This window comes from Pseudomonas sp. Pme6b (assembly GCF_058129925.1).
Genome location: NZ_CM176704.1, coordinates 3,828,327 through 3,849,011 on the forward strand (window position 1 = coordinate 3,828,327; position 20,685 = coordinate 3,849,011).

At 59.2% G+C, this 20,685-nt stretch carries 19 protein-coding genes; 4 read left to right on the forward strand and 15 right to left on the reverse strand.

The annotated features are described in order from the left end of the window. Positions 1-62: 62 nt before the first annotated feature. The 6 genes from iolD to AC4ANE_RS17320 are packed head-to-tail and all read right to left on the reverse strand — an operon-like array spanning position 63 to position 8,168. On the reverse strand, positions 63-2,000 hold the full coding sequence (gene iolD / locus AC4ANE_RS17295; RefSeq protein ID WP_002554085.1) for a 3D-(3,5/4)-trihydroxycyclohexane-1,2-dione acylhydrolase (decyclizing): 1,938 nt from the start codon (positions 1,998-2,000) through the stop codon (positions 63-65). A 58-nt stretch (positions 2,001-2,058) separates the two neighbouring features. After that, on the reverse strand, positions 2,059-2,889 hold the full coding sequence (locus AC4ANE_RS17300; protein WP_002554086.1) for a TIM barrel protein: 831 nt from the start codon (positions 2,887-2,889) through the stop codon (positions 2,059-2,061). A gap of 35 nt (positions 2,890-2,924) precedes the next feature. Continuing rightward, entirely contained in the window at positions 2,925-4,427 is a 1,503-nt protein-coding gene (locus AC4ANE_RS17305; RefSeq protein WP_002554087.1) for a CoA-acylating methylmalonate-semialdehyde dehydrogenase, read from the reverse strand. Between the two features lie 28 nt (positions 4,428-4,455). Continuing rightward, entirely contained in the window at positions 4,456-5,265 is an 810-nt protein-coding gene (gene iolB, locus AC4ANE_RS17310) for a 5-deoxy-glucuronate isomerase (protein WP_002554088.1), read from the reverse strand. 13 nt (positions 5,266-5,278) lie between these two features. Then, a complete protein-coding gene (gene iolE / locus AC4ANE_RS17315; protein WP_004665739.1) occupies positions 5,279-6,184 on the reverse strand; it encodes a myo-inosose-2 dehydratase in 906 nt (301 codons plus the stop codon). Between the two features lie 46 nt (positions 6,185-6,230). After that, positions 6,231-8,168 carry a bifunctional 5-dehydro-2-deoxygluconokinase/5-dehydro-2-deoxyphosphogluconate aldolase gene (locus tag AC4ANE_RS17320; RefSeq protein WP_002554091.1) on the reverse strand — a complete coding sequence of 646 codons (1,938 nt, stop codon included), beginning with the start codon at positions 8,166-8,168 and terminating at the stop codon, positions 6,231-6,233. A gap of 292 nt (positions 8,169-8,460) precedes the next feature. Between AC4ANE_RS17320 and AC4ANE_RS17325 the strand changes: the two genes are divergently transcribed. Then, the gene (locus AC4ANE_RS17325; RefSeq protein WP_002554092.1) at positions 8,461-9,369 is read left to right on the forward strand and encodes a MurR/RpiR family transcriptional regulator; all 909 of its coding nucleotides are present in this window, start codon (positions 8,461-8,463) and stop codon (positions 9,367-9,369) included. Positions 9,370-9,388: 19 nt separating this feature from the next. Here AC4ANE_RS17325 and AC4ANE_RS17330 read toward each other — a convergent pair whose 3' ends face one another. The 3 genes from AC4ANE_RS17330 to AC4ANE_RS17340 are packed head-to-tail and all read right to left on the reverse strand — an operon-like array spanning position 9,389 to position 12,416. Beyond that, positions 9,389-10,387, reverse strand: coding sequence for a lysylphosphatidylglycerol synthase domain-containing protein (locus AC4ANE_RS17330; RefSeq protein ID WP_002554093.1), 999 nt, complete (start codon positions 10,385-10,387; stop codon positions 9,389-9,391). Continuing rightward, on the reverse strand, positions 10,384-11,634 hold the full coding sequence (gene clsB, locus AC4ANE_RS17335) for a cardiolipin synthase ClsB (protein WP_002554094.1): 1,251 nt from the start codon (positions 11,632-11,634) through the stop codon (positions 10,384-10,386). Before clsB ends, AC4ANE_RS17330 begins: the two co-directional genes overlap by 4 nt. Then, entirely contained in the window at positions 11,631-12,416 is a 786-nt protein-coding gene (locus tag AC4ANE_RS17340; protein WP_002554095.1) for an endonuclease/exonuclease/phosphatase family protein, read from the reverse strand. Before AC4ANE_RS17340 ends, clsB begins: the two co-directional genes overlap by 4 nt. A 216-nt stretch (positions 12,417-12,632) precedes the next feature. Here AC4ANE_RS17340 and AC4ANE_RS17345 point away from each other — a divergent pair, with 216 nt between their 5' ends. Continuing rightward, positions 12,633-13,172 (forward strand): cytochrome b, encoded by a 540-nt coding sequence (locus AC4ANE_RS17345; RefSeq protein WP_002554096.1) that lies wholly within the window; start codon positions 12,633-12,635, stop codon positions 13,170-13,172. A 1-nt stretch (position 13,173) separates the two neighbouring features. Here AC4ANE_RS17345 and AC4ANE_RS17350 read toward each other — a convergent pair whose 3' ends face one another. The 3 genes from AC4ANE_RS17350 to psrA all read right to left on the reverse strand — a co-directional run bounded on the left by AC4ANE_RS17350 (position 13,174) and on the right by psrA (position 15,754). Further along, entirely contained in the window at positions 13,174-13,914 is a 741-nt protein-coding gene (locus AC4ANE_RS17350) for an S-methyl-5'-thioinosine phosphorylase (RefSeq protein WP_002554097.1), read from the reverse strand. 9 nt (positions 13,915-13,923) lie between these two features. Beyond that, on the reverse strand, positions 13,924-14,922 hold the full coding sequence (nagZ, locus tag AC4ANE_RS17355; protein ID WP_170947350.1) for a beta-N-acetylhexosaminidase: 999 nt from the start codon (positions 14,920-14,922) through the stop codon (positions 13,924-13,926). 115 nt (positions 14,923-15,037) lie between these two features. After that, complete coding sequence (gene psrA, locus AC4ANE_RS17360) at positions 15,038-15,754, reverse strand: transcriptional regulator PsrA (protein WP_002554099.1); 717 nt, start codon at positions 15,752-15,754, stop codon at positions 15,038-15,040. A gap of 258 nt (positions 15,755-16,012) precedes the next feature. Between psrA and lexA the strand changes: the two genes are divergently transcribed. Together lexA and sulA are read left to right on the forward strand one after the other, a co-directional pair. Then, complete coding sequence (gene lexA, locus AC4ANE_RS17365; RefSeq protein WP_002554100.1) at positions 16,013-16,621, forward strand: transcriptional repressor LexA; 609 nt, start codon at positions 16,013-16,015, stop codon at positions 16,619-16,621. Positions 16,622-16,630: 9 nt separating this feature from the next. Beyond that, positions 16,631-17,101, forward strand: coding sequence for an SOS-induced cell division inhibitor SulA (sulA, locus tag AC4ANE_RS17370; protein WP_002554101.1), 471 nt, complete (start codon positions 16,631-16,633; stop codon positions 17,099-17,101). Between the two features lie 16 nt (positions 17,102-17,117). Here the strand turns inward: sulA and AC4ANE_RS17375 are convergent, their stop codons facing one another. The 3 genes from AC4ANE_RS17375 to topA form a co-directional block, all read right to left on the reverse strand. Beyond that, positions 17,118-17,351, reverse strand: coding sequence for a hypothetical protein (locus tag AC4ANE_RS17375; protein ID WP_002554102.1), 234 nt, complete (start codon positions 17,349-17,351; stop codon positions 17,118-17,120). 61 nt (positions 17,352-17,412) lie between these two features. After that, positions 17,413-17,934 carry a DUF6586 family protein gene (locus AC4ANE_RS17380; RefSeq protein WP_002554103.1) on the reverse strand — a complete coding sequence of 174 codons (522 nt, stop codon included), beginning with the start codon at positions 17,932-17,934 and terminating at the stop codon, positions 17,413-17,415. A gap of 122 nt (positions 17,935-18,056) precedes the next feature. Further along, on the reverse strand, positions 18,057-20,669 hold the full coding sequence (topA, locus tag AC4ANE_RS17385; RefSeq protein WP_002554104.1) for a type I DNA topoisomerase: 2,613 nt from the start codon (positions 20,667-20,669) through the stop codon (positions 18,057-18,059). Positions 20,670-20,685 lie beyond the last annotated feature (16 nt).

Genomic DNA, 20,685 nt, shown 5'->3' on the forward strand with positions numbered 1-20,685 from the left:
TGTTCCTTTTTTTATTGGATGTTGCCGTGAACGGGTCACGGGCGCTGAACGATAACCAGTGATCAGTACTGTCGAGCCTTGGCCAGTTCGCGGTTGAGTTTTTCGTAAACCTGGGCCGTGGTGCCGGTCGTTGATACTTCGGCAACGCCGACACGCCACCACGACAGGTATTTGTGGATCATGGTCTTGGGCAGGACCTTGATGTCGATCAGCGTCGAGACCGTCTGACGTTGCGCATCGACGAGCGCCTGACGCAGTTGTTCGGCGGTGCTGACCTTATAGGTCTTGCAGCCATAGGCGGCAGCGCTCATGGCGAAATCCACCGGTACAAAGTCGCCGTCGAGCTTGCCTGTGTCGGGATTGCGAAAGCGGAACTCGGTGCCGAAACTGTCCATGCCGTGCTCCATCTGCAGGTTGTTGATGCAGCCGAAGGTCATGTTGTCCAGCAACACCACGTTGATCTTGCGCCGCTCCTGAATCGAGGTCGCCAGCTCTGAATGAAGCATCATGTAAGAGCCATCACCGACCAGCGCGAAAACCTCGCGGTGCGGCGCAGCGAGCTTGACGCCCAGTGCGGCATTGACCTCATAGCCCATGCATGAATAGCCGTATTCGACGTGATAGGTGTCGACCCCGGTGCTGCGCCAGGCACGCTGCAGGTCGCCCGGCAAACTGCCCGCGGCCGCAACGATCACTGCGTCAGCAGGCAGGTTCTGGTTAAGGATGCCCAGTACGCCGCTCTGGGTCAGACACGAGCCGGTCAGCTCGATGAACTCGCGCAGCACGGCCGGATCCAGGTGATCGTTGATTTCCGGGACGAAATCCTCGCTCTGGTACTCGACCGCATACAGGCGATCAACCTCGGCATCCAGCTGCGCACGGGCTGTCTGCGGCGCATCGTCCCAGGCAGCACGGTAACCGCTGGCTTGCAGGCTTTCGGTCAGTGCCTGCAATGCCACCTGCGCATCGGCCAGGACCTGCACGCCATCCAGCTTCTGCACATCGAAGGCACCGACATTGAGGTTGAGAAACTGCACATCCGGGTTCTGGAACAGCCATTTCGACGCGGTGGTGAAATCGCTATAGCGGGTGCCGACGCCGATGATCAGGTCCGCCTCTTTCGCCAACCGATTGGCCGCCACCGTGCCGGTTTCGCCGATGCCGCCCATGTTCAGCGGGTGCGCCGAAACGATGGCACTCTTGCCTGCCTGGGTTTCGGCGAACGGGATATCGAAGCGCTCGGCAAAGGCTTGCAAGGCATCGGCTGCGCCGGAATAACGCACGCCACCACCGCAGATCAGCAGCGGTTTGCGCTTGCCGGCCAGCAGCTTCAACGCGTCGTCAAGCATGGCCTTGCTGGGCGGGCGGCGGTCGATACGGTGCACACGTTTTTGCAGGAAGCTGTCCGGATAATCGTAGGCCTCGGCCTGCACATCCTGAGGCAGCGCCAGCGTGACGGCACCGGTATCAGCCGGGTCGGTCAGTACGCGCATGGCATTGAGCGCCGCGCTCATCAACTGCTCGGGACGGTTGATACGGTCCCAGTATTTGCTCACCGCCTTGAATGCATCGTTGGTGCTGATGCTCAGGTCGTGAAACTGCTCGATCTGTTGCAGCACCGGGTCAGGCTGGCGGCTGGCGTAGACGTCCCCCGGCAACAGCAGCAACGGAATGCGGTTGGCCGAGGCGGTTGCGGCGGCGGTGATCATGTTCGCCGCGCCTGGCCCGACCGAAGAGCTGCACGCGTAGATCTTGCGCCGCAGGTGCTGCTTGGCAAAACCGATGGCGGCGTGGCACATGCCCTGCTCGTTACGGCCTTGATGAACCATCAGGTCGCCGCTGTCCTGTTCCAGCGCCTGCCCAAGACCCAGCACGTTGCCATGCCCGAAAATGGTGAAGATGCCAGCGACGAATTTGCTCTGCACGCCGTCGACTTCGACGTACTGATTATCGAGAAACTTCACCAGGGCCTGGGCCATGGTCAGTCGGGTTGTACTCATGTTCGCACCTTGTTGTTGTTTGAGGTGGCCAGGGTTTGAGGCGGCCTGACGGCTGACGTCAGTGACGCTGCGAAACGGCTCGTGACAAGTGCGTCATGCTCGCCGCTATCGCCTGAGGGATGTCGGCCAGCGCATGGACGCTTTCGGCGAATGGTTCGAACGACAGATGGCCCTCATAGCCGCTGTCCAGCAAACGCTCGATCTGCGATGCATTACCCAGAATGTCAGCTTCGCCGACCAGCACGCGATGGCCATCGCGAATGCTGTTGAGCGGTGCCTGCGCATCCTCGACACCGGAGATATGCACCAGCCCGGTCAACTCTGGAAACAGCTCGACCTCACCGGCCAGGTGGTGGTGAAAGGTGTCATGAACCAGCCGATAAACGTCCAGCCCACCCACCGCCCTGATTGCGTCCACCGCCTGACGTTTGAGGCGCAACGAGCACTCCTCGAAGCCCAGCGGTTCGACGAAGCCGAGAATGCCGTGCTCACGAAGAATAGGTGCCAACGCAGTCAACGCGGTGCGCAACCCCGAAGCGCGCTGCGCGCCGTTACGCGGATCTGCACGGTCATTGAGCGGACATAGCACCAGACCGCGCGCACCGCAGTCGCGAGCGTACTGCGCAAGCTTCGTCGCCTGGGCTGCGCGCTCTTCATTCCAGACATCGAATGGGTACAGGGCGTTGATGGACAGCACCTTTACCCCCCGGGCAGCGCAAAGGTCACGAACGACCTGGGGTGCAGTGCCGTCCTCGATCTCGATACCCTTGAGGTCGTTGCGAATCTCGATGGCATCGGCACCCAGCTTCACCGCCAGATCGACGAAACCTTCCAGAGACAGGCGCGGCGCGACCATTCGATTAAGGGCGAAACGCAGAGGTTGGTTCATTGTTCTTGTTCTCCGCAACATTCCATTGATGAAGGCTATTTGGCAGTCGGCATACTGAACTCGGGGCCTTTGGCGATGCTGTCCGGCCAGCGCTGCATGACACTCTTGTAGCGACTGTAAAAGCGCAGGCCTTCTTCGCCATACGCGTGGTGATCGCCAAACAGTGAACGTTTCCAGCCGCCAAACGAATGCCAGGCCATGGGCACCGGGATAGGCACGTTGATACCGACCATGCCGACCTTGATGGTCCGCGCAAACGCACGGGCCACACCACCATCGCTGGTAAAGCACGACACACCGTTGCCGAATTCGTGTGCGTTGATCAGCTCGACGGCACTGGCGAAATCCGCAACGTGGACGATGCCCAGCACCGGGCCGAAGATTTCTTCCTTGTAGATCTGCATCTGCGGCGTGACGTGGTCGAACAGCGTCGCCCCGACGAAAAAGCCCTGCTCGGCACCCGGCACCTTGAAGTGGCGACCATCGACAATCAGCTTCGCCCCCTCGTTGACGCCCTGATCGATGAAACCCTCTACCTTGGCCTTGTGCACGGCGGTGACCAACGGCCCCATGTCCGAATCGGCCTGCATGCCATTGCCGACCTTGAGCTGATCGATGCGCGGCAGCAGCTTGTCGATCAGTTGCTGGCCGACATCGCCTACCACCACTGCAATGGAAATCGCCATGCAGCGCTCACCCGCCGAACCATACGCCGCCCCGATCAAGGCATCGGCGGCTTGATCCAGGTCCGCATCGGGCATCACGATCATGTGATTCTTGGCCCCGCCCAGCGCCTGCACGCGCTTGCCGTGGGCCGTGCCCTGCTGGTGGATGTACTCGGCAATCGGCGTCGAACCGACGAACGAAATGGCCTCGATGTCAGGGTGCTGCAGCAAGGCATCGACCGCGACCTTGTCGCCCTGCACCACGTTGAATACACCATCAGGCAGACCGGCCTCCTTGAGCAGGCGCGCCATCAGCAGGCTGGCCGACGGATCGCGCTCGGAAGGTTTGAGGATGAAGCAGTTGCCGGTCACCAATGCCATAGGGATCATCCACAGTGGCACCATGACCGGAAAGTTGAACGGCGTGACCCCGGCGCAGACGCCCAGTGGCTGACGCAGGTTCCAGTTATCGATACCACCGCCAATGTTGTCGCTGAAATCACTTTTCAGCAGGCTGGGCGCACCGCAGGCAAATTCGACAATCTCGATACCGCGCACCACTTCACCACGCGCATCGGACAGCACCTTGCCGTGCTCGCGGCAAATGATCTGCGCCAGCTCGTCGTGGTGCCGGTCCAGCAAGTCCTTGAACTTGAACATGACCCGCGCCCGGCGCAGCGAGGACTGATCGGCCCAGCCGGGAAAAGCAGCCTTGGCCGAAGCGACCGCTTCATCCACGGTTTTCACGCTGGCCAGCGCAACGCGCGCTTGAACAGTGCCGATTGCCGGGTTGAAGACATCGCTGTAACGCTCACCATCGCCGTCATTCAGGTGTCCGTTGATGTAATGGCCGATTACCGGTGACTCGTTCATCTCATGCCTCCAGAGTAAAAAGGGGAAATCAAAGATCCAGCAGCCAGCTGTGCTGCGGGTCGTTGTGGAACTGCCAGGCGCGTGTCGGACCGGCCATCACGTTCAGGTAATACGATTCGTAACCGTAGGGCACAGACACCGGGTGATAACCTTTGGGCACTGTCACCAGATCATTGTTTTCCACGGCCATGGCCTGATCGATACTGCGGTCGTCGGTGTAAACCCGCTGGAAAACGAAACCCTGCGGCGGGTTGACCTGGTGGTAGTAGGTCTCTTCGAGAAAGCTCTCGTGGGGCAGATTGTCCCGGTCGTGCTTGTGCGGCGGGTAGCTGGACGAATGTCCCGAAGGAGTCCGTACCTCGACCACCAGCAGCGAATGCGCCGGTTCACTGTCCGGCAGAATGTCGCACACGTAACGGGTGTTGGCCCCTTTGCCGCGTACGCTGCGTTTCATGCTGCCCGGCATGATCAGCCGCGCCGCAAGCTGTTTGCCCGCATCGCCCGGCGCCGTGCATACGGCCAGATGCAGCGGACCACGCGCAACGAACTCTGCCTGACTATGCGGTGGCAGGTAGACCGCAAACGGCGATTTTTCCTCGAACACCGATTGCCGGTCGCCGATGTTTTCCCAACTGAAAGCGCCCTGCCCCGGTGCTTCGCCATTCACGCTGGCGTGCCCGGCCAGCAAGACCACGCACAGTTCGTTTTCTTCTGCAGCGAGAGGCAGGCGCTCTCCGCCCTCCAGTCGGTAGGCGGCAAAGTTCACGTACTCGAGCGAGCCGGGCGCCAGCGTCACGATGTCACGGCCCTGGGGTTTGCTCTTGGTCAGCAGATTCATGGTTCAATCCTCCTTATTGCGCATCGGCCAGCAGTTGGCGCAAGGTGTCATAGCCCTTTTTGGCATACACATAACTCGGCGCTACCGCTGGGTCCTGTTCGGCCTCGACCACCAGCCAGCCGCTGTAGCTGGCTTGCAACAACACCTTGAGCAGCGCAGAAAAGTCGATATCACCGTCGCCTGGCACCGTGAACGTGCCATTGATGATGCAGTCCGGAAAGCTCCAGAGATTGTTGCGTGCCAGTTGCACCACAGGTTTGCGCACATCCTTGAAATGCACATGGCAGACGCGCTCGATGTGCTTGCTCAGCACCTGCAAAGGCTCGCCGCCGCCCATGTAACAATGCCCCGAATCGAACAGCAGTCCGACTTCCTTGCCGGTCAGTGTCATCAGCCGATCAATATCCTGTGGCGACTCGACGTAAGCGCCCATGTGGTGGTGATACGCCAGGCGTACCCCTCGGGACAGGGTGAAACGCGCCAGTTCGGTGAGTTTTTCGGCATATTCAAGCCAGGCTGCATCGGTGTGAAAACGCGGTCGTTCAACCAACGGAATGCGCTGCCCCTGAATCGAGTCAGCCACTTCACCGTACACCAGTACCGAAGCGCCATTCTCGGCGAGCAATTGCACATGCGGGGTAATGGCTTCGATTTCTTCGGCCACCGAGCGCCGCGCCAAATGGCTTGAATACCAGCCGGAAACCAGCGCCAGATCATAGGGCCGCAGCACATCGCCGACCCCCTTGGCATCTTTCGGAAATTTGCCGTTGAGCTCAAAGCCCTCGTAACCAATGGCTTTGCCTTCGCTCAAGGCGGTGCTCAGTGGCGTCTCTCCGCCGAGGGCCGGCAAGTCATCGTTGCTCCAGGAGATCGGGTTGATGCCGATGCGGATCCTGGGTGTGGAAATGGAAACGGGCATGGCTGCACCTTTTTTGTTGTTATCGCGACGTCAGATCAAGAAAGAGTCAGGCGCGGCTTTCGCGCCAGGACTCGATCAACCAGTTGAAGGTGCTCTGCACCCGACTGACCAGCGCCGCATCGTCTATTTCCCCGGCCATCCAGGCCCGGCTTGGCTCGCGAAATATGGTCCGACCGACGGCAAAACCCTGGCAGACGCGGCTGTGTCGTGCTTCGGCAAAACCGGCAGCGAGGTCTTCGACAGGCGCATTGAGCCCGAGCAGTACCACGCCACGGCAATACGGATCGCGCTGCTGGATCAACTCGTCCAGCTGCTGCCAGACCTGCGCGCTCTGCGCCTCGATCTTCCACCACGCCGGGTAGATGCCCAGGTTGTACAAACGCTTCAGCGACCGGACCATCACGTCAGGATGAGACGAGGGGTGATCCTTGGGTGGAATGATTTCCAGCAGCAGTTCGTGACCACTGACTTTCGACGCGTCGTAGAGCGCCTTGATCTGCGCTTCCTGTTCCAGACGCAGCATGGGCTCGTCATCGGGGTGATATTGCACCAGGCACTTGATGATCTGCTCTTGCGGCCAGGCGAGCAGATTGCTGCCGATGGAGCGGCCATGCTCGAACGCCAGGGGTCTTGAACCCTGCACTTCCACCGGACGCGCCACCCACCAACCGCGACCGGTCGCAGCGTTAAGTGAATCCTGACCGAAGCGCTGATCGGCGAGCAGCCCGACATCGGCTTCGATGCCACGCTGGCGCAGGCCGGCTTCGACCCGCTCAACCGCCTGCACGAACAGTTGCTTGAGCTGGCTGATGCTGCTCAGGTCGCGCCCGGCCTGTTGGGCCAGCTCGACCAGTTGGCCGCGATGATCGAAGGCGAAGATGAACAACTGCCGCCACTGCTTGCGTGGCACGCTGACCTGATGCAGCCGTTGCAGGACAACATCCTGATCAGGCCGGGTAATGGGGTGCGGGCTGCTGAACAGGTAATCCAGTTCGGCAGGCGTCGGCATCGCAGGCGCGCAGGCATGGCGCGATACCACCAGACCGCCACAGGCATTGGCCAGCTGGCAGCAGCGCTCGTCACTGGCATCCTTGAGCCAGCCGCTGAGAAAACCGGACATGAACGCATCGCCAGCGCCCAGCACGTTGAGCACTTCCACCCGCACGCCGGGGTAGATTGCGCCGTCTTCAAGCCGCTCAGGAATGGCACCGTGAATCACCGTGCAACCTTGCGGGCCGAGCTTGACCACAAGCGTTGCTGCCGTCAGTTCGCGCACGGTACGCAGGGCCGTGAGCAAATCGGTAGAGCCGCCGGCAATCTGAAATTCTTCTTCAGTACCGACAATCAGGTCAAAACGCGGCAGGATGCGCTGCACATGCTGGCTGACCTTCTGATCGGCGACAAAACGTGTCTCGCCATCAGCCTTGGCCGCCAGGCCCCAGAGCACTGGGCGATAATCAATATCCAGCACGCGTTTGACGTCGTGCTTTTCGGCGTAGTCGAGCGCCTGGCTGCTGGCCTTGAACACTTGATCGGTAGAAAAATGCGTGCCGGTGATCAGCAGCGCCTTGCTCGACGCGATCTGCTGTTCGTCGATGTCCTCGGCGCGCAAAGCCATGTCGGCGCAATTTTCGCGGTAGAACACCAAGGGGAACGTTTCGCGGTCTTTCAGCCCCAGCAGCACCATGGCGGTCAGGCGCTCGGGATCGCGCTTGATAGCGCTGACATCACAGCCTTCGCGGGCCAGCGACTCGACCAGGAAGCGACCCATATGGTCATCACCTACCCTGCTAAGCATGGCCGACCTGAGCCCCAGCCTGGCAGTACCGAATGCGATATTGGCCGATGAGCCGCCCAGGTATTTGGCGAAACTGGAAACGTCTTCCAGCCGCGCACCTACTTGTTGCGCATAAAGATCGACGCCCAGGCGTCCGAGGCAGATCAGATCCAACTGACGCCCAGTGGCAAAGCGTGTCTGGCCCATGGTGGCTCCTGTTATTTTTATCAGCCTGCAGCGCCTGCATCATGTGTACACGCTGCTTTGTGAATGCAGCGTAAAACGTCGAGCCTCATCAATCAATATTTATTCTATAATTATTTTTAGTGGAATATTTTTTCCATACCGCTATTCAAGTGCTGGCACAATGCACAGACGGGTAAGCTATAGTCGTCCCGGCCCAAGGCAGCCTCCATCGTCGGGCACACAACTGCGTTACCTTGAAAGATGTTGCCCTGTAAGAAATTGCCCTGAAAGAACAGGTAGAAAGGATTTGAATATGACCCGCGCCGATCAGCCCACTCTGCCCGAGACGAGCGTCGACATGCCGCCGACCAATGCCGAAGGCCTGCTAAGGCTGATCACTGATGAGTACGACGGTTTACCGCGTCAGCTCAAGCGCATCGCCAGCTATATGAGCCAGCAGAGCGACCGGATCATGGTTGACCGGATCAGTGACATTGCCCGCGAGTGCGAAGTCCACCCGTCGGCCATCGTGCGCTTTTCCCAGCGTTTCGGGTTTAGCGGCTTCAGTGAGATGCAGGCGTTGTTTCGCGAGGCTTACACGCACAAGACCACGCCGGTGCAGAACTACCAGCAACGCATCCGCAGCATGATCGCCAATAAGTCTCAGAAGGCCCACTCGGGTGATCTGGCACGCGAATGCGTGAGCGCAACACTCTCCGGGCTGGAGCGTTTGAGTGCAGAGCTGGACGACGATGAGTTCGAAAAGGCTGTAGACCTGGTGGTCAACGCCGACAATATCTACGTGGTGGGTGTGCGCCGCTCATTTGCTGTGGCGGATTATCTGGTCTACAACCTGCAACACACCAACAAGCGTATTCACTTGATATCGGGCCTGGGGGGCAGCTATCGAGAGCAGATGCGCAGCGTGCGTGCCAACGATCTGGTGATTGCCATCAGCTTCACGCCCTACGGCAAGGAAACCCAGCATTGCCTACGCATCGCCCAGCATCATCAGGCCAAGACGCTGATCATCACCGACAGCAATCTGTCGCCGCTGGCCAAGCGTGCTAACTCGGTGTTGCTGGTCAATGAAGGCAGCTCGTTCGCCTTCCGCTCGCTGAGCGCCACCCTGTGCCTGTGCCAAGCACTGTTCATTGCAGTGGCGTATCGGCTGGAGCTGAAAGTCGACGAGATCCACGAGCAGGTCGGGTTTGATGATTGAGGGCTGAGATTCCTGGCCCTCAGGTCTTAGCTTCCTGCCCCATTCGCTGCTGGTTCTTCTCACCCATTTTCTTCGCGCGTTTTTCCAGCACCAGATACACCACCAATGCAATCAACAGCGGCAGCAGGAAGTAAATGGCGCGGTAGCCGATCAGAGCTGCCAGCAGACTGCCCTTGGAGAACTGGTGAGCCAGCAAGGTAATGAATACAGTCTCAAGCACGCCCAGCCCGGCTGGAATGTGAGTAATGACACCCGCGATGCTGCTGATCAGCAACACACCGAGAATCGCCGGGTAAAACGCCTTGTCGGGCAGCAGCGTGTAAATCACCGCAGCCATCAGCGACCAGTTCAGAGCCCCCAGGCTGGCCTGCATCAAGGCCTGCTTCATCGACGGTAGATTGAATTCCTGATCACGAACGGTCCATGAGCGCTTTTTGGAAAACCGGCAGGCCAACAGGTAGGCAACACACACGGCCAACAGTCCGAAACCGATCAATTGCAGGGTCGTGGTGCCGATCGACCATTCCTCTGGCAACTCCAGAAAACGCATCGAAAACACGAAACCGGCCAGCAGCATGTAGCCCAGCCAGTTGGTAATCAGGCTGAGGCTCAGAATCCGGGTGATGGTCGACACGTCCAGCCCCAACCGGGAATACAACCGGTAACGCAAGGCGATGCCGCCAACCCATGAACTGAGATTGAGGTTGAATGCGTAGCAGACAAAGGTCACAGGCACGATCTGTTTGATCGACAATGTGTGGCGGGTGTAATACCGCGCCAGTACGTCAAAACCGCAATAGGTTGCATAACTGGCAAAGGCCACAACAGCGGCAATGGCCAGAGTGCTGGCCTTGTAGGACGACAGCGCCTGCTTGACCTCTTGCCAGTCAAGGTTCTTGACCAGCAGAAACAACAGGACCGGGACAGCAATGAAGAAAAACAGATTGAATATCCGCTTTGCCCATTTCCATTTGGCTCCCTGCGCACTTCGCGGCGCTGCATTTGCGGCCTGAGTCATGAAGTTTTCTCCTGGTCCATCTCGTGGTTGTTCTGTTGCTGTTCGATGACTTTCGCTTCCGGCACCACGTCACCGGCCCGTAACGGCTTGAGGCGCACACCGTGAACCGGGAACAGGCCGGCAATGGCCGGAAAACGCCGCAGGAAAAAGAAGCTTAAAACGATCATCGGCGCACGCCACCACTGGCCGCGCGCCGCGCCCTTGAGGCTCATCTGCTTGCTGTGGGCAGCGGCAAGCTCCATCAGATGGTTTTGCAGATGCTCATTGAGCCCGCGATCACGGATGAACAGATTGGCCTCCAGGTTCAGCGCCAAGCTCAGCGGGTCTAGATTGCTGGAGCCCACGGTGGACCAGTCCTGATCGATCAGCGCGACCTTGCCGTGCAATGCACGTTGCTTGTACTCGTGAATGACCACGCCGTCGCGCAGCAGGTAGGTGTAGGTCAGCCGCGAGCAGACCCGCACGAACGGCATGTCGGGCTGACCTTGCAAAATCAGGGTGACCTTGACGCCCCGCCGTGATGCATTGCGCAGCTCACGCAGAAAGCGGTAGCTGGGATAAAAATACGCGTTGGCCAGGGTGATCCGTTGCTTCGCAGCGCGAATCGCCTCAAGGTACTGCTCTTCGATATCGGTACTGTGCTCGTCATTGTCGCGCTCGGCGAGCAGCATGCTGGCGTCACCGGCGCGGTCCAGCTTCAGTGCAATGGGCGGCAATTTGTCACGAACGACCTTGCTGAGCATGTTCAACGCGCTGTGGTGAATATCGCCAACAATCGGGCCACGGACCAGAACGGCATAGTCCTGTTTGGCCGTCACCCCCGTGTCAGTCATGTGATCGACGCTGTAGTTGATGCCGCCGATAAAGCCCAGTTCGCCATCAATGACGACCACCTTGCGGTGCAGACGGCGGAATAGGTTGGTGCGCATACCCATGAATCGCGGACGCGGGTCGAACAGCTGAATCTGAATACCGGCATCGATCATGGTTTTGACAAACACCGAACTCAGGTCCGATGTCCCGTAGTCATCTACCGTGACAACCACTTTCGCGCCGTTGGCCGCAGCTTGGAGCAACGCCTGTTGCAAGCCCTCGCCAATCCGGTCTTCAAAGATGATGAAAGTCTCGATCAACACCTCTTTGCGCGCGGCCCGTATGCACTCGAACACCCGGGCGTAGAAGTCTTCACCGTTGATCAGCAGCTCTACCGAGTTGCCATCACACCACTGCCCTGTCGTATTACTCATAAGGTCAACTCCACCGCCAGCGGTGCATGATCGGAAAGATGAGACCACGGGCGGCTGGACAATACTTTCGGCCTGTGGGAAGTCGCGTTGCGGACATAGATCCGGTCCAGCCGGAGCAACGGCCAGCGGGCCGGAAAGCTTTTGGCCGGCGCGCCGAAGCGCTCGACAAAAACCTCGTGCAACCCGGTGCCCTCCAGCAAAGCATCGGCGCGCTGACGCCAGTCATTGAAATCACCGGCAACGATCACCGGCTCACCCTCGGGAAGACGCTCCATCAGTTCGGCGAGCAGGTTGAGCTGCTGACGCCGATGGCTTTCACGCAAGCCCAAGTGAACACACACCGCATGCACCCGACCGGCGTATGGCACCTCCAGGATGCAGTGCAGCAAACCGCGCTGCTCGGTGCCATGAATGGAAATGTCGAGGTTCTCGTGCTGGATGATCGGGTACTTGGACAGCAGCGCGTTACCGTGATCGCCATCCGGGTACACCGCATTACGACCATAGGCAAAGTCGTTCCACATGCTGTCGGCGAGGAACTCGTACTGGGAAATCGTCGGCCAGTCCTTGACGCTGCGCGCATGGCTCTGGTGCTCGCCGTGCACTTCCTGAAGAAACACGATATCGGCCGATACAGTACGCACAGCCTCACGCAACTCCGGCAAAATGAAGCGGCGATTGAAAATGCCAAAGCCCATGTGCATGTTCATGGTCAGTACATTCAATGAAACACTGGCGGACACTGGCGTTGCTGGGCCGACAGGCGGATTGGCACTGGTCAAGACTCGCTCCCGGGTGAATATTCACGTCATATGAAGCCACCCATCGGCACAGGTTCCGTCCCGTGTCGCCTGTGCTGCGTATTTGCCATATTCAGTCGGGCATATTCAATGGCACTGATCTGACGCTGAAAAAAACGCGTACAAATGAAACGCAGGATCCCGGCAACTGCCTAAACTGCTTACGGGACCTGTAAAAAAGCGACAAGGAATCCAACCGTGGATGCACCGACTTCTCAACGCTACACCGCACGAGCCAGATGGCTGCACTGGGTCATGGCCATACTGATTGTGCTGGCGTATACCCTGATTCTGAGCCGCAGTCAGTTTGGCAAGGGTTCTGAATACCGCACACTGGTCGTGCAGAGCCATTTCTGGGTGGGGATTGTGATTCTGGCCATGGCGTTTTTCCGCGTCGCCGAACGTCGACGGCATCGTCCGCCCGGCATAACGCCGCCGCTTGAAGGCGCGTTGCGCTTAGCCGCGACACTTACGCATTACGCGCTGTATGCGTTCCTGTTCGCTCAGCCTTTATTGGGTCTGCTGACGGTGATGGTGGAAAAAGGCGCGTTACCCATTCCCCTCACCGACCTGCAGATACCCTGGCCCCTGCCGACCTCGGATCGCAGGGCCGAAACGTTCGAAGATGTGCACAAGCTGCTGGGCTCGATCTTCTATTACGTCATCGCCCTGCACGTAGTCGCCGCGCTCTGGCATCACCTTCTGCGCAAGGACAATACCCTCAAGCGCATGCTGTAAGTCAGGAGGCTGACAGAACCCGGGCGAGCGTGGCTTTTACCTTGCCCATACCATCGCGCAGGGCCTGTTCGATTTCTGCCATGGTTATGACAGTGGTCGACTTGCCCGCTGCCGGATTGACCACCAGCGCCAGGCAGGCGTATTCCAGCTCCAGCTCACGGGCCAGAGCGGCCTCGGGCATACCAGTCATGCCGACGATGTCGCAGCCATCACGCTCAAGGCGGATGATTTCGGCGACCGTCTCCAGGCGCGGCCCCTGAGTACAGGCATAGACACCCCGATCAGAGAACTCGCACCCTTCAGCGGCCAGTGCTGCAACCAGCCGCGCCCGTAACGCTTCGCTGTAGGGATAGCTGAAGTCAATGTGCGTGACCTCTTCCAGATCATCGGCAAAGAACGTGTGCTGGCGACCGCTGGTGTAGTCGACCAGATCATGCGGCACGCAAAAGTGCCCGGTGCCCATCGCAGGATGTATGCCACCTACCGCATTGACCGCCAGAATCGCTTCGGCACCAGCCTGCTTCAAGGCCCAGATGTTGGCCCGGTAGTTGACCTGATGCGGTGGCAAACGGTGCGGATGACCATGCCGCGCCAAAAACATCACTTCGCGACCGGCATAATCGCCAATCTGGATTTCGCCGGAAGGTGCGCCATAAGGCGTGTTCATGGGCAAGGACTGCCGAATGTTCAGGCCTTCCAGCTGGGTCAGGCCAGTCCCACCAATAATCGCGTAAACAGTCATCGCAAATCCTTAATCGATCAGTTGAGCAGCGCGCAGGGCCTGAAGCGCGGCCTGCCAGCGCGGGTGTTGCCGATAATCAGTACTGGCTGATGCCTGGCCGCGCATACGCGCGATGCGCGGCGAAGGCCTGACTTTCAGGCGCTGGGCCGCACCGAGGGCCAGCTCTGCCGCAGCGCGGTCGTTGCATACCAGCCCCATGTCGCAACCCGCCGTCAGCGCAGCCTCGATACGGCTGGCGGCATCACCGACCACATGGGCACCGGCCATCGACAGATCATCGCTGAAAATAACACCGTCAAATTTCAGTTCATCGCGCAGGATGTCTTGCAGCCAGCGCTTGGAGAAACCGGCAGGCTGCGAATCGACTTTCGGGTAGATGACATGAGCAGGCATCACTGCAGCGAGCTGTCGGCTCAGGCGTGCGAACGGCACCAGATCGCTGGCGCGAATCTGTTCCAGACTGCGCTCGTCATTCGGGATAGCCACGTGAGAGTCGGCTTCGGCCCAGCCGTGGCCAGGGAAATGCTTGCCGGTCGCAGCCATGCCAGCCGCGTTCATGCCACGAATAAACGCCCCTGCCAGCAGCGCAGCACGCTCCGGGTCGCCCTCAAACGAACGCGTCCCGACGACCGCGCTGCGCTGGTAGTCCAGATCCAGCACCGGAGCAAAACTCAGGTCCAGGCCGACAGCCAATACTTCGGTGGCCATCAGCCAGCCGCAATGCTCGGCCAGCAGCACAGCATCTGGCTTGTCGGCAATGGCGCGCATCGGCGGTAGACGCACGAACCCCTGCCGCAGGCGCTGGACCCTGCCGCCCTCCTGATCAACTGCCAGCAGCAAGTCCGGGCGAACGGCGCGAATCGCCGCACTCAGTTCACGAACCTGACGGGGATGCTCGATGTTTCGGGCAAAGATAATCAAACCGCCCACTTCGGGCTGACGCAGAAACTGACGGTCTTCGCTGGTCAGCCAGGTGCCGGCGACATCGACCATCAGGGAGCCTTGCAGGCCAGAACTCATAGAAAAAACCCTTACACACCAGTGCCCATTTGCAATCCGGGCATGGTGCTTGATCCTGAAGCCTGACGCAATGCGATGCGCCGGTACATTAAGGCTTTGCGGGTCAGGCCTTGGCGACCGCAGGCGTGCCGGTGCTGCTCTTGCTGCGCGGCCTGAGTTGAGCGGCGATCATTGTCGGGTCACTGACGCTGGTGTCGGCACGCATACCTGCGGCGAGAAATGGCACCATCAGGCGCATGACCTGCTCGATGGAGGTATTGACGCCAAAATCGGTTTCGGCAATCGCGCGCAAGGCCTTGATGCCGGACATGCTGAATGCAGCGGCACCGAGCATGAAGTGCACGCGCCAGAACAGCTCGATAGGCGGAATACGGGGGGCGGCTTCGTTGACCAGCGTCATGTAACGACGGAACACCTTACCGTACATGTCTTCAAGATAACGGCGCAGGTGGCCCTGACTCTGACTGAAGGCAAGCCCTAAAAGACGCATGAAGATCGACAGGTCGTTACCGCTTCGCGGTTGCACGACAAGCGCCTGCTCGACGAGGATCTCCAGCAGTTCTTCCAGGCTCGGCTTGTGTTCGGGTTTTGCCTGGCGACGCTCCAGCTCGCGATCGAGACTGATGCAGAACGGGCCGAGAAAACGTGAGAACACCGCCTGAATCAGCGCCTTTTTCGAACCGAAGTGATAGTTCACCGCAGCCAGATTGACCGAAGCCTTGCTGGTGATGAGACGCAAGGAGGTTTCAGCAAACCCCTTTTCTGCGAATAACTGCTCGGCAGCATCAAGAATGCGTTCAACGGTTTCCGACTGGGCCATGGCTCTCTGCCTAACAAACGAACGTTTGAAACATACGTATCAGGCGCCCCGTTTGTCAAGCGGACCCGTTCATTTTGTGGCTGAACAGTCACGAAACTGGATGTTAAATGACAACAGACAGCTTATGCAGCGCTTTTTGACGCAAGGCTTCGCAACCACACATCGCACCGCCTGGCAGCGAAAGTAAAAAGGATGATTGCCAACGCGCGTTCACTGTATATAATCCCAGTCACTGTATAAAAAGCCAGAGCGCCCATCATGATCAAACTGACGCCACGCCAGGCTGAAATCCTGGGCTTCATCAAACGCTGCCTGGAAGACAACGGCTTTCCACCTACACGTGCGGAAATAGCCCAGGAGCTGGGTTTCAAATCGCCCAACGCAGCGGAAGAACACCTTAAGGCATTGGCTCGCAAAGGCGCCATCGAAATGACCCCTGGTGCCTCACGCGGCATCCGCATTCCCGGCTTTGAAGCACGGCCGGATGAAAGCAGCCTGCCGGTCATTGGTCGCGTAGCAGCTGGCGCGCCGATTCTGGCTCAGCAACATATCGAAGAGTCCTGCAACATCAACCCTTCCTTTTTCCACCCCAGCGCCAACTACCTGCTGCGCGTTCACGGTATGAGTATGAAGGACGTCGGGATTCTGGATGGCGACCTGTTGGCGGTGCACACCACTCGCGAAGCACGTAACGGCCAGATCGTAGTTGCCCGGATCGGCGACGAAGTCACCGTCAAGCGTTTCAAGCGTGAAGGCAGCAAAGTCTGGCTGCTGGCTGAAAACCCTGATTTCGCCCCTATCGAGGTCGATCTCAAGGATCAGGAGCTGGTGATCGAAGGTTTGAGCGTCGGCGTCATTCGCCGCTAAGGAGGCGTTATGCAGTTCCATCAAGCACCGCATTCACAATTGCCACTGTTCGAGGCGTTTCTGGCTCAGCCCATCGCCCCGCTGCTTGCCGATGCAGTCGAAACACCCTGGGGCAACGAGCCAGAACTCTTCAGTGAACTGTCTTTGCGCGGCGCCGCCGGGAACTGCCTGAACCTTCTGGCCCCTATCCTTCGGGAACTGAGCGAAGAAATCGACGCACGCTGGCTGACGCTGATTGCGCCACCCTCAAGCCTGACCCAGACCTGGTTGCGCGATGCAGGACTCAACAGGGAACGGATTCTGCTACTGGAGCCGCGCGGCACACAAAGTGTACTGGAGCTGACTCGCGAAGCACTCAGACTTGGCCGTAGCCATACGGTTGTGAGCTGGATCAATCCACTTGGCACCGCAGCGCGTCAGCAATTGATCAGTGCTGCAAAAATCGGGGAAGCACAGAGCCTGAACATCCGGCTGGGCTAAAAAGCCCGGTCGTCGATCAGTGCAGGACGTGGGGCACGTCATCCTTCTCGACTTCGCCCTCAGCCAGACGGCCAGCCATCTGTACGCCCACACTCAACATGGCCTTGGCGACTTCAACATGCTGACCTTGCATGAACGCTTTGGCATCCGCAGAGAAATCAAGCGTCACCAGAGAACCCTCGTCATCGGCACGACGCAGTTCAATACGTCCGTCAGGCAGTTCGACAATTTCCAGGAAAGAGGTAGGCATTACAGTTACTCCGCAAGAGGCGGGCATTGTAACAGCCTGCCAGCCTGCACTTCATTGGTTTTCAGCACTCGCTCAGGCCTTCACGAAAACGGATGGCCAACCCTTTGAGTTGCTGACGCCAGTTTTCGAGCTCTTCACGTGTCAGTTCAGACTCCGGCTCAGCGTCCAGGTTCACAGCCTGTATCATCGGCTGCGTGACGTCACCCTTGAGCTTTTTCGGTGCACGCGGCGGCTCATACAACGCGTTATAGGCCGTCAGCAACTGAGCCAGCCATGTCTGGCGGTTCTGGGCAAGCTCAACCAACTCGGCCATTTCGGGAATTGCTATGGCGTTCAGCACTTCCTGAGTCAACAAGTCCTCCGCACGACGCGAGCCGGCCTGCGGCAGTCGGTAGAACCCCGCGATCTCGTGGCACAAGCCGAGCAGCGCGCCATACAGATGAAACAAGGCGGACTCACGCTCGGCCTGCAACAATGCAGGCGCGTTCACCGCCTGCCCCTTCTCCGCCTTCCCCAACGCGTCGAGCGCAAGCCCTGCGAAATAGATCTTCTGGTTGGTACGGGTATAGAGCTCATGAGCCATGGCGAGACTCTCCATAACAATGGGATAGAGGACAGCATAGCCTGTGGCGCCGGATCAGTCTGGCACCGCAGGCCGTGCCTGTCGAAAACAGCGCCCGACACGTTTGCGTCGGGCGCTTGCGATCAACGCTTGTCTTCAACCTTCCAGGCGCTGCCGTCGTAGAACGCACGCCAGCCCGTAGGCTTGCCCTCTACTTCGGTCTGGACATACTGCTCTTTGGTCTTGCGACTGTAACGGATCACTGTTGGACGACCGTCCGGATCCTTCTTCGGCGCTTCGCAAAGGAAGTGGTACTTGGGATCGATTTCGTCCTTGTGCGGCGCGATCTCGATAACCAGCGGGGCACGGGTTTCACGGTTTTTCGGGAACTGGCTGGCAGCCAGGAACAGGCCCGAAGCGCCGTCACGCAGAATGTAGGTGTCGTCGACCTTGTCGCACTTGAGCTCCGGCATCTTCACCGGGTCCATCTTCGGTGGTGCTGCGTCGCCGCTTTTCAGCAGCTTGCGGGTGTTCTTGCACTCCGGATTGGTACAGCCGAAGAACTTGCCGAAACGACCGGTCTTGAGCTGCATTTCGCTGCCGCACTTGTCGCATTCCAGACTCGGGCCTTCGTAGCCTTTGATCCGGTAAGTGCCTTCCTCGATCTCGTAACCTGTGCAATCGGGGTTGTTGCCGCATATGTGCAGTTTGTGCTTTTCGTCGAGCAGATACGCGTCCATCGCCGTGCTACAGATCGGGCAGCGATGTTTCCCGCGCAGAACCCGCGACTCGGACTCGCCCTCGTCATCGTCGGCAATTTCGTCGCCGGGGGTCAGATTGACAGTCGCCTTGCAGCGTTCCTTGGGCGGCAGGCTGTAGCCGGAGCACCCCAGAAACACACCCGTCGAGGCGGTGCGAATCTGCATCGGGCGGCCGCATACCTTGCACGGGATATCGGTCATCACCGGCTGGTTGGCACGCATGCCGCCATCAGCGGCCTCGGCCACGTCGAGCTTTTTACGGAAATCACCGTAGAACTCGTCCAGGACGCTTTTCCAGTCGCGCTCACCCTGAGCCACGTCGTCGAGGTTTTCTTCCATCCCGGCGGTAAAGCCATAGTCCATCAGGTTGGAAAAGCTTTCGGACAGACGTCCGGTGACGATGTCACCCATTTTTTCCGAGTAAAAGCGGCGATTGTGCAGCGCCACGTAGCCACGGTCCTGAATGGTCGAAATGATCGCGGCGTAGGTCGACGGGCGACCGATACCGCGCTTTTCCATTTCCTTGACCAGACTGGCTTCGGAATAACGCGCTGGCGGCTTGGTGAAGTGCTGGCTGGGGTCGAGCTTGTTCAGCTTCAGCGCTTCGCCCTGCGCCATGTCCGGCAAAACGTCGTCATCGCCCGGCTTGGCCATCTGTGGCAACGCACGGGTATAGCCGTCGAACTTGAGGATGCGGCCCTTGGCGCGCAGCTCGAAGTCGCTTGCGGCGACCGTGACAGTGGTCGACAGGTATTGTGCAGGCAGCATCTGGCAAGCCACGAACTGACGCCAGATCAACTCGTAAAGGCGCTCGGCGTCACGCTCCATCCCGGCAAGCTTGCTCGGGTGGGTGTTGACGTCGGAAGGTCGAATCGCTTCGTGAGCCTCTTGCGCGCCTTCCTTGCTGCTGTAGACGTTAGGCGATTCCGGCAGGTACTTCTTGCCGAACTCGGTTTCGATGTAGTCACGCGCCATGCTTACCGCGTCGGCCGATAGATTGGTCGAGTCGGTACGCATATAAGTGATGTAGCCAGCCTCATACAAGCGCTGTGCCATCATCATGGTCTTCTTGACGCCGAAGCCCAGGCGATTGCTCGCCGCCTGCTGCAGGGTCGAGGTGATGAACGGCGCCGAGGGCTTGCTGCTGGTCGGCTTGTCTTCACGCTTGACGATGCTGTAGCTGGACGCCTTGAGCTTTTCAAGGGCTACCATGGCCTGGGTTTCGTTCAGCGGTTTGAACGCTTCGCCGTTTTCACGCGCCACTTCGAACCGCCCATTGGCGCCTTTGGCGGTGCCCAGATCGGCGTGGATTTCCCAGTATTCTTCAGGGTTGAACGCGCGAATTTCACGCTCACGCTCCACCACCAGCTTCACCGCAACCGACTGCACACGACCGGCAGACAAACCACGGGCCACTTTCTGCCAGAGCAGCGGCGAGACCATGTAGCCTACGACGCGGTCAAGGAAACGACGCGCCTGCTGAGCGTTGACCCGGGCAATGTCCAGCTCGCCTGGCTTGGAAAACGCTTCCTGAATGGCTTTCTTGGTGATCTCGTTGAACACCACGCGCTTGTAGCGGCTGTCATCCCCGCCGATGGCTTCGCGCAGGTGCCAGGCAATGGCTTCCCCTTCGCGGTCCAAGTCCGTCGCGAGATAGATGGTGTCGGCATCCTTGGCGAGCTTGCGCAGCTCTTCAATGACCTTTTCCTTGCCAGGAAGGATCTCGTACTTGGCCTTCCAGCCATGTTCCGGATCGACTCCCATGCGCGAGACCAGCTGGCGCTGCGCCTTTTCTTTAGGCGTCAGTACCGGGCCCTCGCCCGCAGCAGCCTTGCCACGCTTGGCGGCAGGGTCTTTGGCGGCACTAGCCGAACCGCTGGTGGGCAGGTCTCGGATATGGCCGATACTCGACTTCACCACGTACTGGTTGCCCAAATACTTGTTGATGGTCTTGGCCTTAGCCGGGGATTCCACGATGACCAGCGATTTGCCCATGGATCAGAAAATTCCT